Origin of the sequence: Pseudomonas sp. B21-023, from assembly GCF_024749165.1 — a bacterium.
In the GTDB taxonomy this organism is placed as follows: domain Bacteria; phylum Pseudomonadota; class Gammaproteobacteria; order Pseudomonadales; family Pseudomonadaceae; genus Aquipseudomonas.
On sequence record NZ_CP087190.1, the window covers coordinates 1 to 15,362 of the forward strand.

General features: G+C 61.4%; 11 protein-coding genes. 9 read left to right on the forward strand and 2 right to left on the reverse strand.

Features of this window, described 5'->3' with window-relative positions:
- The 4 genes from dnaA to gyrB are packed head-to-tail and all read left to right on the forward strand — an operon-like array spanning nt 1 to nt 6,215.
- Nucleotides 1-1,527, forward strand: a complete 1,527-nt coding sequence (dnaA, locus tag LOY42_RS00005; protein ID WP_102683382.1) for a chromosomal replication initiator protein DnaA — start codon at nt 1-3, stop codon at nt 1,525-1,527.
- 40 nt (nt 1,528-1,567) lie between these two features.
- Complete coding sequence (dnaN, locus tag LOY42_RS00010) at nt 1,568-2,671, forward strand: DNA polymerase III subunit beta (protein WP_102683381.1); 1,104 nt, start codon at nt 1,568-1,570, stop codon at nt 2,669-2,671.
- Between the two features lie 15 nt (nt 2,672-2,686).
- On the forward strand, nt 2,687-3,790 hold the full coding sequence (gene recF, locus LOY42_RS00015; protein ID WP_094010826.1) for a DNA replication/repair protein RecF: 1,104 nt from the start codon (nt 2,687-2,689) through the stop codon (nt 3,788-3,790).
- A gap of 4 nt (nt 3,791-3,794) precedes the next feature.
- On the forward strand, nt 3,795-6,215 hold the full coding sequence (gyrB, locus tag LOY42_RS00020; RefSeq protein WP_102683380.1) for a DNA topoisomerase (ATP-hydrolyzing) subunit B: 2,421 nt from the start codon (nt 3,795-3,797) through the stop codon (nt 6,213-6,215).
- A gap of 73 nt (nt 6,216-6,288) precedes the next feature.
- On the opposite strand, the gene LOY42_RS00025 is transcribed toward gyrB, so the two are convergent.
- Nucleotides 6,289-7,590 carry a sigma-54-dependent Fis family transcriptional regulator gene (locus LOY42_RS00025; RefSeq protein WP_198754083.1) on the reverse strand — a complete coding sequence of 434 codons (1,302 nt, stop codon included), beginning with the start codon at nt 7,588-7,590 and terminating at the stop codon, nt 6,289-6,291.
- A gap of 244 nt (nt 7,591-7,834) precedes the next feature.
- On the opposite strand from LOY42_RS00025, the gene LOY42_RS00030 reads away from it, so the two are divergent.
- The 3 genes from LOY42_RS00030 to LOY42_RS00040 are packed head-to-tail and all read left to right on the forward strand — an operon-like array spanning nt 7,835 to nt 10,853.
- Nucleotides 7,835-8,719: an MBL fold metallo-hydrolase gene (locus LOY42_RS00030; RefSeq protein ID WP_139674720.1), complete on the forward strand. Its 885-nt coding sequence runs from the start codon at nt 7,835-7,837 to the stop codon at nt 8,717-8,719.
- A 41-nt stretch (nt 8,720-8,760) separates the two neighbouring features.
- The gene (locus LOY42_RS00035; protein WP_139674717.1) at nt 8,761-10,038 is read left to right on the forward strand and encodes an FAD/NAD(P)-binding oxidoreductase; all 1,278 of its coding nucleotides are present in this window, start codon (nt 8,761-8,763) and stop codon (nt 10,036-10,038) included.
- A complete protein-coding gene (locus tag LOY42_RS00040; protein ID WP_139674714.1) occupies nt 10,035-10,853 on the forward strand; it encodes a sulfite exporter TauE/SafE family protein in 819 nt (272 codons plus the stop codon). The genes LOY42_RS00035 and LOY42_RS00040 overlap by 4 nt, the downstream gene beginning before the upstream one ends.
- Here LOY42_RS00040 and LOY42_RS00045 read toward each other — a convergent pair.
- Nucleotides 10,842-11,729 (reverse strand): LysR family transcriptional regulator, encoded by an 888-nt coding sequence (locus tag LOY42_RS00045; protein WP_102683375.1) that lies wholly within the window; start codon nt 11,727-11,729, stop codon nt 10,842-10,844. The two genes, LOY42_RS00040 and LOY42_RS00045, sit on opposite strands and share 12 nt — an antisense overlap.
- A gap of 252 nt (nt 11,730-11,981) precedes the next feature.
- On the opposite strand from LOY42_RS00045, the gene LOY42_RS00050 reads away from it, so the two are divergent.
- Both LOY42_RS00050 and LOY42_RS00055 read left to right on the forward strand, forming a co-directional pair.
- Entirely contained in the window at nt 11,982-13,631 is a 1,650-nt protein-coding gene (locus tag LOY42_RS00050) for a GMC family oxidoreductase (protein WP_139674712.1), read from the forward strand.
- A 97-nt stretch (nt 13,632-13,728) separates the two neighbouring features.
- Nucleotides 13,729-15,348 carry an MFS transporter gene (locus LOY42_RS00055; protein WP_139674709.1) on the forward strand — a complete coding sequence of 540 codons (1,620 nt, stop codon included), beginning with the start codon at nt 13,729-13,731 and terminating at the stop codon, nt 15,346-15,348.
- The last annotated feature ends 14 nt before the right edge of the window (nt 15,349-15,362 follow it).

Here is a 15,362-nt window from a genome sequence, read left to right on the forward strand (position 1 = left end):
GTGTCAGTGGAACTTTGGCAGCAGTGCGTGGAGCTTCTGCGCGATGAACTGCCTGCCCAGCAATTCAACACCTGGATCCGTCCGCTACAGGTCGAAGCCGAAGGCGACGAGTTGCGCGTCTATGCGCCCAACCGCTTCGTGCTTGATTGGGTCAACGAGAAGTACCTTGGCCGCCTGCTCGAACTGCTGGGTGAACAGGGCAGCGGCATTGCTCCCGCGCTTTCCTTGTTGATAGGCAGCCGTCGCAGTTCCGCAGCGCGTGCTGCCCCCAACGCACCTGTCAGCGCCGCCGTTGCCGCAACCCTTGCGCAGCAGACGCAGGTGCAGCCTTCGGTGGCTGCGGTTCAGCATGCGAACACTCCAGCGGTCGAGCCAACTCAGGCCGCCGAGGTCGAAGAGCCCTCGAGCCGCGACAGCTTCGACAGCATGAGCGACACCACCACGGCCCCGAAGGCCAACGGGCGTACCGAGCAGCGCACGGTGCAGGTCGAAGGTGCCTTGAAGCACACCAGCTACCTGAACCGTACCTTCACCTTCGAGACCTTCGTCGAGGGTAAATCCAACCAGCTGGCCCGCGCCGCGGCCTGGCAGGTCGCCGACAACCCCAAGCATGGTTACAACCCGCTCTTCCTTTATGGGGGCGTGGGCCTGGGTAAGACCCACTTGATGCACGCTGTGGGTAACCACCTGCTGAAAAAGAATCCGAATGCCAAGGTGGTCTACCTGCATTCCGAGCGCTTCGTGGCCGACATGGTCAAGGCGCTGCAACTGAACGCGATCAATGAGTTCAAGCGTTTCTACCGCTCGGTCGATGCGCTGCTGATCGATGACATTCAGTTCTTCGCCCGCAAGGAGCGCTCGCAGGAAGAGTTTTTCCACACCTTCAACGCCCTGCTCGAAGGTGGCCAGCAGGTGATCCTCACCAGTGACCGCTACCCGAAGGAAATCGAAGGCCTGGAAGAGCGCCTGAAGTCGCGTTTCGGCTGGGGGCTGACGGTCGCCGTCGAGCCACCGGAGCTGGAAACCCGTGTGGCCATCCTTATGAAGAAGGCCGACCAAGCCAAGGTCGAGTTGCCGCACGATGCCGCCTTCTTCATCGCCCAGCGTATCCGCTCCAATGTGCGTGAACTGGAAGGCGCCCTGAAACGGGTGATTGCCCACTCGCACTTCATGGGCCGCGACATCACCATCGAGCTGATCCGCGAGTCGCTCAAGGACTTGTTGGCGCTGCAGGACAAGCTGGTCAGTGTGGATAACATCCAGCGCACGGTGGCCGAGTACTACAAGATCAAGATCTCCGATCTGTTGTCCAAGCGTCGCTCGCGCTCGGTGGCGCGGCCACGGCAGGTAGCGATGGCGTTGTCGAAAGAGTTGACCAACCACAGTCTGCCGGAGATCGGCGACATGTTCGGCGGTCGCGACCACACCACCGTGTTGCACGCTTGCCGCAAGATTAATGAATTGAAGGAATCCGACGCGGACATCCGCGAGGACTACAAGAACCTGCTGCGTACGCTGACGACCTGATGACCGTCTGCGCAGCTATTTGAAGGCAAGGGACTAGACCATGCATTTCACCATTCAACGCGAAGCCCTGTTGAAACCCCTGCAACTGGTCGCAGGCGTCGTCGAGCGCCGCCAGACCTTGCCGGTTCTGTCCAACGTCCTGCTGGTCGTGCAAGGCCAGCAGCTGTCGTTGACCGGTACCGACCTGGAAGTCGAACTGGTTGGCCGCGTACAGCTGGAAGAACCGGCTGAACCGGGCGAGATCACCGTCCCGGCGCGCAAGCTGATGGACATCTGCAAGAGCCTGCCCAGCGATGTGCTGATCGACATCAAGGTCGACGAGCAGAAGTTGCTGGTCAAGGCCGGTCGCAGCCGTTTCACCCTTTCCACTTTGCCGGCCAATGACTTCCCGACCGTGGAAGAAGGCCCAGGCTCGCTGACCTGCCAGCTTGAGCAGAGCAAACTGCGCCGCCTGATCGAACGCACCAGCTTCGCCATGGCCCAGCAGGACGTGCGCTACTACCTCAACGGCATGCTGCTGGAAGTATCCCCCGGCACCCTACGTGCTGTGGCCACCGATGGACACCGCTTGGCGTTGTGTGCGATGCAGGCACCGATCGACCAAGCTGATCGTCATCAGGTCATCGTGCCGCGCAAAGGTATCCTGGAGCTGGCGCGCCTGCTGACAGACCCGGAAGGCATGGTCAGCATCGTTCTGGGCCAGCATCACATTCGTGCCACCACCGGTGAATTCACTTTCACCTCCAAGCTGGTGGACGGCAAGTTCCCGGACTACGAGCGCGTTCTGCCTAAAGGTGGCGACAAGCTGGTGATCGGCGACCGTCAGGCACTGCGCGAAGCGTTCAGCCGCACCGCGATCCTGTCCAACGAGAAGTACCGCGGCATTCGCCTGCAACTGGCCGCTGGCCAACTGAAAATCCAGGCCAACAACCCGGAACAGGAAGAAGCGGAAGAAGAGATCAGCGTCGACTACAACGGCAGCTCGTTGGAGATCGGTTTCAACGTCAGCTACCTGCTGGACGTGCTGGGTGTGATGACTACAGAGCAGGTGCGCCTGATTCTGTCGGACTCCAACAGCAGCGCCCTGTTGCAGGAAGCCGGCAATGACGACTCGTCCTACGTTGTCATGCCGATGCGTCTGTAACCCGTAGCAGGCGACATGTCCCTTCGACGTCTCTCGGTCACCGCGGTGCGCAACCTGCACCCGGTGACCCTCTCACCCTCCCCTCGCATCAACATCCTTTACGGCGCCAACGGCAGCGGCAAGACCAGCGTGCTCGAAGCTGTGCATCTGCTCGGTCTTGCGCGCTCGTTCCGCAGCACCCGGTTAAACCCGGTGATCCAGTACGATCAGCCGACCTGCACGGTGTTCGGCCAGGTCGAGTTGGCTGAGGGCGGTATGAGCAACCTTGGTGTGTCGCGGGAGCGCCAAGGGGATTTCACCATTCGCATCGACGGACAGAATGCGCGCAGCGCCGCGCAACTGGCAGAGATGCTGCCGTTGCAGTTGATCAATCCGGACAGTTTCCGGCTGCTCGAAGGTGCGCCCAAAGTGCGCCGACAGTTCCTCGATTGGGGCGTGTTCCACGTGGAACCCCGCTTCATGGCCACCTGGCAGCGCCTGCAGAAGGCCCTGCGGCAGCGGAACTCATGGCTCCGGCATGGTACACTGGACGCCGTTTCGCAAGCCGCCTGGGATCGAGAGTTATGTCTCGCCAGTGCGGAGATAGATGAATACCGTCGCAACTATATCAAGGCCTTGAAGCCTGTCTTCGAGCAGACCCTGAGCGAACTGGTCGAACTGGACGGGCTGACCCTGAGCTACTACCGAGGCTGGGACAAGGACCGGGAACTCAATGAAGTTCTCGCGGCCTCCCTACTTCGCGATCAGCAGATGGGCCACACCCAGGCCGGGCCACAGCGTGCTGATCTGCGCCTTCGATTGGGCGCGAACAATGCGGCCGACATTCTTTCGCGTGGGCAGCAGAAGTTGGTGGTCTGCGCCCTGCGCATTGCACAGGGGCACCTGGTCAGCCAGGTTCGTCGCGGTCAGTGTATTTATCTGGTGGATGACTTGCCGTCCGAGCTGGACGAGCAGCACCGCCGCGCCCTGTGCCGCTTGCTTGAAGAATTGAACTGCCAGGTGTTCATCACCTGTGTAGACCACGAATTTCTGAGGGAAGGCTGGCAGACGGAAACGCCAGTTGCCTTGTTCCACGTGGAACAAGGCCGTATCACCCAGACCCACGACCATCGGGAGTGAAGGCATGAGCGAAAATCAAACGTACGACTCCTCCAGCATTAAAGTGCTGAAAGGGCTGGATGCCGTACGCAAACGTCCCGGCATGTACATTGGCGACACCGATGACGGCAGCGGCCTGCACCACATGGTGTTCGAGGTGGTCGACAACTCGATCGACGAAGCCCTGGCCGGGCATTGCGATGACATTACCGTCATCATTCATCCGGACGAATCCATCAGCGTTCGTGACAACGGCCGTGGTATTCCGGTCGATGTGCATAAAGAAGAAGGCGTTTCGGCAGCAGAGGTCATCATGACCGTGCTGCACGCCGGCGGTAAGTTCGATGATAACTCCTACAAGGTGTCCGGCGGTCTGCACGGTGTAGGTGTCTCGGTAGTGAATGCTTTGTCGGAGCAGCTGGTGCTCACCGTTCGTCGTAGCGGTAAGATCTGGGAACAGACCTACGTCCATGGCGTGCCCCAAGCGCCTATGGCGGTGGTGGGTGACAGCGAAACCACCGGTACCCACATCCACTTCAAACCTTCGGCTGAAACTTTCAAGAACATCCACTTCAGCTGGGACATCCTCGCCAAGCGTATCCGCGAGCTGTCGTTCCTGAACTCCGGCGTCGGTATCCTGTTGAAGGATGAGCGCAGCGGCAAGGAAGAGTTCTTCAAGTACGAGGGTGGCCTGCGTGCTTTCGTTGAGTACCTGAATACCAACAAGACTCCGGTCAACTCCCAGGTCTTCCACTTCAACGTCCAGCGTGAAGATGGCGTGGGTGTTGAAATTGCCCTGCAGTGGAACGACAGCTTCAACGAAAACCTGCTGTGCTTCACCAACAACATTCCCCAGCGCGATGGTGGTACCCACCTGGTCGGCTTCCGCTCCTCGCTTACCCGTAGCCTGAACAGCTATATCGAGCAGGAAGGCCTGGCGAAAAAGAACAAGGTTGCCACCACCGGTGACGACGCTCGCGAAGGCTTGACCGCGATCATTTCGGTCAAGGTACCGGATCCGAAGTTCAGCTCGCAGACCAAGGACAAGCTGGTTTCCTCGGAGGTGAAGACCGCCGTGGAACAGGAGATGAACAAGTACTTCGCCGACTTCCTGTTGGAAAACCCCAACGAGGCCAAGGCCGTGGTCGGCAAGATGATCGATGCCGCACGTGCCCGTGAAGCGGCGCGTAAAGCACGCGAGATGACTCGTCGTAAAGGTGCCTTGGATATCGCTGGTCTGCCGGGCAAACTGGCCGACTGCCAGGAGAAAGACCCTGCCCTTTCCGAACTGTACCTGGTGGAGGGTGACTCCGCGGGTGGTTCGGCCAAGCAAGGCCGCAACCGTCGCACCCAGGCGATCCTGCCGCTGAAGGGTAAGATCCTCAACGTCGAGAAGGCACGCTTCGACAAGATGATCTCCTCGCAGGAGGTTGGCACGCTGATCACCGCACTGGGCTGTGGCATCGGGCGCGAAGAGTACAACATCGACAAGCTGCGCTATCACAACATCATCATCATGACCGATGCTGACGTCGACGGTTCGCACATCCGTACCCTGCTGCTGACCTTCTTCTTCCGTCAACTGCCGGAGCTGGTCGAGCGTGGCTACATCTACATCGCTCAGCCACCGCTGTACAAGGTGAAGAAAGGCAAGCAGGAGCAGTACATCAAGGACGATGAGGCCATGGAAGAATACATGACCCAATCGGCCCTGGAAGATGCCAGCCTGCACCTGGATGAAGCAGCGCCTGCGGTCTCTGGTGTTCAGCTACAAGGACTGGTCAACGAGTTCCGCGGTGTGATGAAAACGCTGAAGCGTCTGTCGCGCCTGTATCCGGAAGAGCTGACCGAGAACTTCATCTACCTGCCAAAAGTTACCGTCGAGCAATTGGCTGACAAGGCGCAGATGGATGATTGGCTCAAGGCGTTCCAGCAGCGCCTGGACAACAGCCAGCGTTCTGGTTTGGCCTACAAGGCTGACTTGCACGAGGACAAGGAACGTAATATCTGGCTGCCGGTGGTTGAAACCACCTCCCACGGCTTGGCCAGCTACGTCACTTTCAACCGTGATTTCTTCGGCAGCAATGACTACCGCAGCGTCGTCGCCCTCGGCGAAAAACTCGGTACGTTGTTGGGTGAAGGTGCATACGTTCAGCGCGGTGAGCGCCGCAAGGCGGTCACCGAGTTCAAGGAAGCCCTCGACTGGCTGATGAACGAGAGCACCAAGCGCCACACCATCCAGCGATACAAAGGGCTGGGTGAGATGAACCCGGACCAGCTGTGGGAAACCACCATGGACCCGACTGTGCGCCGCATGCTCAAGGTAACTATCGAGGACGCCATCGCCGCCGACCAACTGTTCAACACCTTGATGGGTGATGCAGTCGAGCCGCGTCGCGACTTCATCGAAAGTAACGCGCTGTCGGTGTCGAACCTGGACTTCTGATAAGCGGGCAGTAACAGAAAGCCAATCCCCAGGGATTGGCTTTTTTTTGCCTTCACGAATGTTCCACGTGGAACTACGAAATCCCCAAGGCCTTTAGTCGACGGTACAACGTACGCTCACTCATCCCAAGATGTTCAGCCAACTCACTTCGAGAACCGTTAAAGGTTTCCAAGGCATGGGCCAGATCCGCCATCTTGTTCCTTCCGCGTCTGCGGTTAACAGACTGCGTTGTAGTCGAATGGATCTCCTCCGGGAGATGCTCCGGGCGAATAAGTCCATCATCAGCAAACAATCGCGCCCGCTCTAGTATGTTTCTGAGCTCGCGAATGTTGCCTGGGAAGGTATGAAGAACGAGGCGTTCGAGTGCCTCGGGGCTAACCTTGGGCGCGTGCTTGCCGGCCATACGTTGCAATAGGCTCTCACAGAGCAACGGCAAATCCTCGACTCTTTCGCGTAGCGATGGCAGGCGAATCGGGAAACCGCTGATGCGGTAGTAGAGGTCTTCGCGGAAGGTCCCTTCAACGGCCATCTCCTTCAATGGCTTGTGGGTGGCTGAGACCAGACGGAAGTCTGAATGGACCGTGCGCGTGCTGCCGACCGGACGGAAGCTTCCGGATTCGATCAGACGTAGCAACTTCACTTGCATGGCCAGCGGCACCTCACCGATCTCATCGAGGAACAGTGTTCCACCGTGAGCCGCTTCGGCCAGGCCGATCTTGCGCTGGGTCGCGCCGGTGAAAGCCCCCTTCTCATAGCCGAACAACTCACTCTCGAACAGTGATTCGGTCAGCCCGGTGCAGTCCACCACCACCAAGGGGCCATTGGCCCGGGGACTGCCCAGGTGCAATGCCCGTGCGAAAAGCTCCTTCCCCGTCCCGGATTCACCCTGGAGCAGGACCGGGATCTGCGCGGGGGCGGCACGTTGCAGACTGGAAACGGCGCTCTTGAAGGACGGAGCCCGGCCGACCAAGCCCTGTTGTTGAGGTTGTGCCGATGCCAGGGTGACGCTGGTCAGCCGCTCGACGAACGCTACCACCCTGCCCTCGCCGTCGAGGATCGGACGCAGTTCCACATCTACATGTTCCGGCCCACGTGGTGTGTGATGGATGTGCAGGACGCGCTCGGGCACCTTGCTGTCCAGCGATTTTCGCAGCGGGCAGTGCTCACCCGCCTGGTCGCAGGGAACGGCGTAGTGATGGGAAACCCGATGACACTTATCGCCGATTGGCGCGTGTTCCGCGTTGCCGAACTGGCGACGGTAGGCGGCGTTGGCGGCGAGGATGTTGTAGTCGGTGTCCAGCACGATGCTGGGCAGCACATCGTGTTCAAGGTAGGACACCAGCGCGATGATCGCGGGATGGGAAGCGGCTAGCATGACAGCACCAAATGGAGGACCTGGCGAGCGTAGCAAGGACTGCCAATCACTGCCATCGGCTGACAGTCGACTGCCAGGAACTGTCACCTGTGGGTTGCTGGAATGAGGGCTGCTGCTCGCCCTTCACCACACGAGACCGCTCCTACAGGGGGAAGGCGTCTATCTGAAAGGCTGGCATGCATCTTGATAAAGCACCTTCAACTGCCTATGCCTTCAAGGAGGCTTGGGATAACTGGAGAGTGCAATGATCATCGGCAACAACCTTCACGTTGAAGAGTTCTTCGACAAGGCGACCTGGACCATCAGCTACTTGGTCATGGATGGCGAGACGCGGCAATGCGCGCTGATCGACAGCGTGCTGGATTACGACCCCAAGTCCGGGCGTACCTGCACAAGCTCGGCGGACAAGCTGATCGCCCGCGTCGAGGCGCTGGATGCCAAGGTTCAATGGATTCTGGATACCCATGTGCACGCCGACCATCTATCCGCGGCAGCCTACCTCAAGGCGCGGCTGGGCGGCAGCATCGCGATCGGTGCGCAGATCACCCAGGTTCAGAAAGTCTTTGGCACCCTGTTCAACGCCGAGCCGGGTTTTGCTCGTGACGGCAGCCAGTTCGACGTCCTGTTCGAAGATGAAGAAGGATTTCGCATCGGTAACCTGCATGCCCGCGCCCTGCACACCCCTGGACATACCCCGGCATGCATGAGCTACATGGTCGAGGATGCGGGCGAGACTGCCGTGTTCGTCGGCGACACCTTGTTCACCCCCGACTATGGCACCGCCCGTTGCGACTTCCCGGGCGCCAGCGCAAGAACCCTGTACAAGTCGATCCGTCGGCTGCTCGCCTTCCCGGACCAGACCCGGCTGTTCATGTGCCACGACTACCTGCCTGGTGGCCGTGAGCTGCGCTTCGTCACCACCGTGGCCGAGCAACGCGCCGACAACATCCATATTCATCAAGGGGTCAGCGAAGACAGCTTCGTGCAGATGCGCGAAGCCCGTGACAAGACCCTCGACATGCCCGTGCTGATCTTGCCGTCGGTGCAGATCAACATGCGCAGTGGGCAATTCCCCGAACCTGAAGAAAACGGTGTGAGCTACCTGAAGATCCCGCTGAACAAGCTGTAAGCCACGCCGTACCCATAACGAGATTTCCAAGGAACACCGCCATGCCTGCCCTGTCCCCTGCCGATTCCTCCCGTGCCGACCACCACAAGGTGGTGATCGTTGGCGCAGGTGCCGCCGGTATCGCCACCGCCTCCAGCCTGATCGCCCGTGATCCGTCGCTGGATATTGCCCTGATCGACCCTGCCGATGTGCACTACTACCAGCCAGGCTGGACCATGGTCGGTGCCGGTGTGTTCAAGGCGTCGAGTACCGCCCACACCATGGCCGCCACCCTGCCCCGCGATGTGCGCTGGATCAAGGCGCGGGTGGACGGCTTCGATCCCCAGGGCCAACTGGTGCTGCTCGAGGGTGGTCGCGCTGTCAGCTATGAACAGCTGGTGGTCTGCCCGGGTTTGAAGCTCGATTGGAATGCCATCGAAGGCTTGAGTGAGACCCTTGGGCGCAACGGTGTCACCTCCAACTACCGCTATGACCTGGCACCCTATACCTGGCAACTGGTGCAGGACCTCAAGCAGGGGCGCGCCCTTTTCACCCAGCCGCCGATGCCGATCAAGTGCGCCGGAGCGCCGCAGAAGGCGCTGTACCTGTCGTGTGACCACTGGCTGCGCAGCGGCCACCTGGGCAACGTGAGGGCCAGCTTCTTCAATGCCGGCGCGGTGCTGTTCGGTGTGCCGGACTATGTGCCGGCGCTGATGAGCTACATCGACAAGTACGGCGTCGACCTGAACTATCAGCATCGCCTGACGGCGGTGGATGGCGCGAACAAGCGTGCCACGTTCGTGCGCACCCTCCCCGATGGCACTACCGAGACCCGCGTCGAAGCCTTCGACATGCTGCATGTGGTTCCGCCCCAGGTGGCGCCTGATTTCATCCGCCAGAGCCCACTGGCTGACGCGGCGGGTTGGGTGGATGTCGATCCGCATACCTTGCGCCATCGCCAGTTTGGCAATATCCATGCTCTGGGCGACGTGGCCAACACCACCAACGCCAAGACCGCCGCCGCCGCCCGCAAGCAGGCACCGGTGGTGGCCAACAATGTGCTGGTGGCGCTTGGTCGGCTCGCGACCCTCACGCAATACGATGGCTATGGCTCCTGCCCGCTGACAGTGGAGCGTGGCAAGATCGTCCTGGCCGAGTTCACCTACGGCGGCAAGCTGGCACCGAGCTTCCCGCGTTGGCTGCTCGATGGCCGCAGGCCAACCCGCCTGGCTTGGCTGCTCAAGGCGCAGATCCTGCCGCCGCTGTACTGGAAAGCCATGCTCAAGGGCCGCGAGTGGCTGGCCCGGCCGCAACCCTTGGTGGTCGAGGCGCAACAGTGATCGAGCAACAACTGCTGGGCGCCGGGCTTGGCGCGATCATTGGCGCGGTGTTGGCGTTGACCGGCGCCGGTGGCGGTATCCTCGCGGTACCGCTGCTGGTGTTTGGCCTGGGGCTGAGCATGGTCGAGGCGGCCCCGATCGGCCTGCTGGCCGTGGGGTTGGCGGCGGCAGTCGGTGCAGTGCTCGGCCTGCGCCAGGGGCTGGTGCGCTACCGGGCGGCCCTGTTCATCGCGCTGATCGGGATTGCCTGCGCGCCGTTGGGCCTGATGCTCGCTCACCGTGTGCCCAACCTACCTTTGGCCTTGGTTTTCGCCGGGGTGTTGGTGTATGCCTGTTTGCGAATCTGGCGCAAGGCAGCACGAGAGCTGCGCGGCGAGTCACCTTGCGGCGAACGGGAGATCATGCCTTGCGTGCTCAACCCGTTGCAGGGGCGCTTGCGCTGGACTCTCCCCTGCGCCCGCGCGCTGGCGTTTACCGGAATATTGTCGGGGTTGCTGTCTGGCCTGCTGGGCGTCGGTGGCGGCTTCGTGATCATTCCGGCCTTGAACCGCTACACCAACCTGAACATGAAAAGCATCGTCGCCACTTCGCTGGCGGTGATCGCCCTGGTGTCCACTGGCAGTGTGGTCAGCGCCAGCGTGGCGGGCGTGATGCATTGGAGGGTCGGTGCACCGTTCGCTGCAGGGGCGGTGCTGGGTTTGCTGCTGGCGCGGCCATTGGCGAGCAAGCTGGCCGGTCCGCGCCTGCAGCAGCTGTTCGCCATGGTGGGCTGCGGCGCCGCCGTGCTGCTCGCCGGCAAGGCACTACTCGGCTAGCAATTCTTCCTGCTGGGCGGCGCACAGCGCCAGCAGGTAATCCCACACCACCCGCAAGCGCACCGACTTGTGCAGCTCGCGGCGGGTACAGATCCAGTAGCTGCGCTGGATGGTCTCGCTGGGCAGTACGCGTACCAGCTTCGGATCGTGTCGGGCCATGTAGTTGGGCAGCACGGCGATACCCAGCCCGGCCTGGGCGGCGTGCTGCTGGGCGATCACGCTGGTGCTTCTGAACACCACGTTGGGCGCGCGGCAGAAGCTGTTGAGGAACAGCAGTTCCTGACTGAACAGCAGGTCGTCGACGTAGCCGATCCAGTTGTGCCGGGCCAGATCTTCGCGGGTGTTGAGCGACGGCGCCTGATTCAGGTAGTCCTGGCTGGCGTACAGGGCCAGACGGTAGTCGGTGAGCTTGCGGGTGATCAGCAGGTCGGCGTTGGGCCGTTCCAGGTGAATGCTGATCTCGGCTTCGCGGTTGAGGATACTGACGAACCGCGGCACCGCCACCAGTTCCACCTCCAGCCCTGGGTAACGCTGGAACAGTGCCTTCATGCGCGGAGTGAAGAACATGATGCCGATGCCTTCGGTCACGCCAAGGCGGATCTTGCCCAGCGGCGTGATGGCCTGGGTGATTTCTTCCTGCGCAAGCAGGGCAACGTTCTCCATGGCTTCGGCGTGCTTGAGCAGGGCCTGGCCGGAGGGGGTGAGTTCATAGCCCTGGGCGTGCTGCACGAATAGCGCGGTGCCCAGGTGCTTCTCGATGCTCTCGATATGCCGGGCGACGGTGCTGTGGGTAGTGTTGAGGCGCTTGGCGGCGCTGAGCAGGCGGCCGCTACGCTGCAACTCGAGGAAAAACCGCAGATCGTTCCAGTCGAACATGCTGATCCCTTGGCTGTTCATTGGCGTCGATTCACTGTAGGAGCGGCTTTAGCCGCGATCATCCGCGCAGCGGATGCCAAGCACCGCGGAGGCTGCATCGCGGCTGAAGCCGCTCCTACAGGATTTGCGCCGATCATTACTCCGGCGCTGTGCTAAAACGCACAACGGCTGCGCGAAATCTCGTGTTTCCTCCGCGAAATTAATCAATAAGATGGATCGGGACAAGAATAATAATCAGGCGCGAGGTTGCACATGCCATCAGCCGATTCTGTCTACGACTATGTGGTCGTGGGGGCCGGTCCCGCCGGTTGCCTACTGGCCAATCGTTTGTCCGCCGACCCATCCTGCCGGGTGTTGCTGCTCGAGGCGGGCGGGCGTGACAACTATCCCTGGATTCATATCCCCGTCGGTTACCTTTACTGCATCGGCAATCCACGCACCGACTGGTGCATGAAGACCGAGGCCCAGCCTGGGCTGAACGGGCGTGCCCTGGGCTATCCGCGGGGCAAGGTGCTGGGTGGCTGTTCGTCCATCAACGGCATGATCTACATGCGCGGCCAGGCTGCCGACTACGACCTTTGGGCCGAGCAAGGCAACGAGGGCTGGGCATGGAAGGATGTGCTGCCGCTGTTCAAGGCCAGCGAGAGCCACTATGCCGGTGCCAGCGACAGCCATGGTGCCGACGGTGAATGGCGGGTCGAGCAGCAGCGCTACAGCTGGCCGATCCTCGATGCCTTTCGCGACGCGGCCGAACAAAGCGGCATCGCCAGGATCGACGACTTCAATACGGGCGACAACGCCGGCTGTGGATACTTTCAGGTCAACCAGCGCAATGGAGTGCGCTGGAACTCGGCCAAGGCGTTTCTCAGGCCCATCCTCAAGCGAGCAAACCTGACTGTGCTGACCGGCGTGCAGGTCGACCAGGTTGTGCTCGGCAACACACGCGCCCGGGCTGTAAGGGCACTGTGGCAAGGTGCATGGCATGAGTTCGCGGCACGCCGCGAGATTATTCTCTGCGCAGGTTCGGTCGGTTCGCCCGGCATCCTGCAGCGCTCGGGGATCGGCCCACGCAAACTGCTCGAAGGGTTGGGCATCGCCGTGCGCCACGACATGCCTGGCGTCGGCGGCAACCTGCAGGACCACCTGCAATTGCGCCTGATCTACCAGATCCAGAACACACGCACCCTTAACCAGATGGCCAACAGCTTGTGGGGTAAGCTGGGCATGGGCCTGCGCTATGCCTACGACCGCAGTGGCCCGCTGGCCATGGCGCCAAGCCAGCTGGGAGCCTTTGCCCGCTCGAGCCCCGAGCAGGCGACCGCCAACCTTCAGTATCACGTCCAGCCCTTGTCGCTGGAGCGCTTCGGCGAGCCGCTGCACCGGTTCCCGGCCTTCACCGCGTCGGTATGTAACCTGCGCCCGGCCAGTCGAGGTCGAATCGATATCCGCTCGGCGGACATGAACGCCGCGCCGCTGATCGACCCCAACTACCTCAGCACCCCTGAGGACCTGCGTGTGGCCGCTGACGCCATCCGCCTTACCCGGCGCATCGTCCAGGCCCCAGCCCTGGCCGCCTTCGAGCCCCGCGAGTACCTGCCCGGCCCTGCCCTGCAGAGCGAGGAAGCGTTGCACCAAGCCGCCGGTCAGATCGGTACCACCATCTTCCACCCGGTAGGTACCTGCCGCATGGGCAGCGGTGCGCTCGATGTTGTGGATAACCAGCTGCGCGTGCACGGCATTCCGGGCCTGCGTGTGGCGGATGCCTCGATCATGCCGCAGATAGTCTCCGGCAATACCTGTTCACCCACGTTGATGATTGCCGAAAAGGCGGCACAACTGATTCTCAAGGGAGCCAACACCCAGACCAACCTCAGCGACAGCAACGCGATACCGACGCCCTGACCCGGGTGTGTGCAACAGCGGCAGCGCGAGGTCAGCAGCTGCCGGCAGTGGAACAACAAGAATAATCACTGTGGCCCCAGGGCCGAGGACAGCAACGATGTCGGATTACATCCAGGAACAGGGCGCGGCGGCGAGCAGCCCCAGCCGCCGTGAGGAACGCAAGATCATTTTCGCGTCATCCCTCGGGACAGTGTTCGAGTGGTATGACTTCTTTCTTTATGGCGCCCTGGCGGCGGTGATCAGCAAGCAGTTCTTTGCAGGGGTCAACGACACCACGGCGTTCATCTTCGCCTTGATGGCCTTTGCTGCGGGCTTTCTGGTGCGCCCGTTCGGTGCCCTGGTGTTCGGGCGGCTCGGCGACATGATTGGGCGCAAATACACTTTCCTGGTCACCATCGTGCTGATGGGCCTGTCGACCTTCGCGGTGGGCCTGCTGCCCACGTACGCCAGCATTGGCATTGCCGCACCGATCATCCTGGTGGTGCTGCGCATGCTCCAGGGCCTGGCGCTGGGCGGCGAGTACGGCGGCGCGGCCACTTACGTGGCCGAACACGCGCCGCCCGGCAAGCGCGGTTTCCACACCGGCTTCATCCAGTCCACCGCCACACTCGGCCTGCTGTTGTCGCTGATCGTGGTCCTGGCCAGCCGCTACATCAGTGGTGATCAGTTCGAGACCTGGGGCTGGCGCCTGCCGTTCCTGCTGTCGATCGTGTTGCTGGCGATCTCCACCTGGATCCGCATGAGCATGCACGAGTCGCCGGCGTTCGTGAAAATGAAAGCCCAGGGCAAGATAAGCAAGTCGCCGATCCGCGAGTCGTTCACCTCTTGGCCGAACCTGAAGGTGGTCCTGACCGCGCTGTTCAGCATCAACGCCGGGCAAGCGGTGACCTTCTATACCGCACAGTTCTATGTGCTGTTCTTCATGACCCAGATGCTCAAGATGGACCCGGCCCAGGCCAATACCCTGTTGATCATCAGCGTGGTGATCGGCGCGCCGTTCTTCGTGTTCTTCGGCTGGCTGTCGGACCGCATCGGGCGCAAGCCAATCCTCATGGTCGGGCTGTTGCTGGCCACCGTGTGCTACTTCCCGATGTTCAAGGCGCTGAGCCATTACGCCAACCCGCAGATCGACGCCGCCAGCCGAGAAGCGCCCATCGTCGTCAGCGCCAACCCGCAGGGCTGCACCTTCCAGTTCGACCCGGTGGGCAAGGCCCGCTTCGACAGCCCCTGCGACAAGGTAAAGACCTTCCTGGTCAAACAGGGCCTGCCCTACAGCTCGGTCGAGGCTGCCGGCAGCGAAGTGCAGGTGAGTATCGGCGACAAGACCATCAACGGCTTCGACGAGGCGGCCATGCGCAGCGCCATCGAAGCGGCTGGCTATCCGGCCAAGGCGGACCCGGCGCATGTGAATCAGGTGATGGTGGTGGTGTTGATCGTTGCCATGATCCTGATCGCCACCATGACCTACGGGCCACTGGCGGCGGTAATGGTCGAACTGTTCCCGACGCGAATCCGCTATACCTCGATGTCCCTGCCCTACCACATCGGCAACGGCTGGTTCGGTGGGTTCCTGCCAACGGTATCGTTCGCGTTGGTGGTGTATACCGGGGATATCTTCTATGGGCTTTGGTACCCGGTGCTGATTACTGGGGTGAGCCTGGTGGTGGGGATCTTCTGCCTGAAAGAGACCAAGGACGTGGATATCGATAAGGTCTGAGGTGGCCGGGGCTG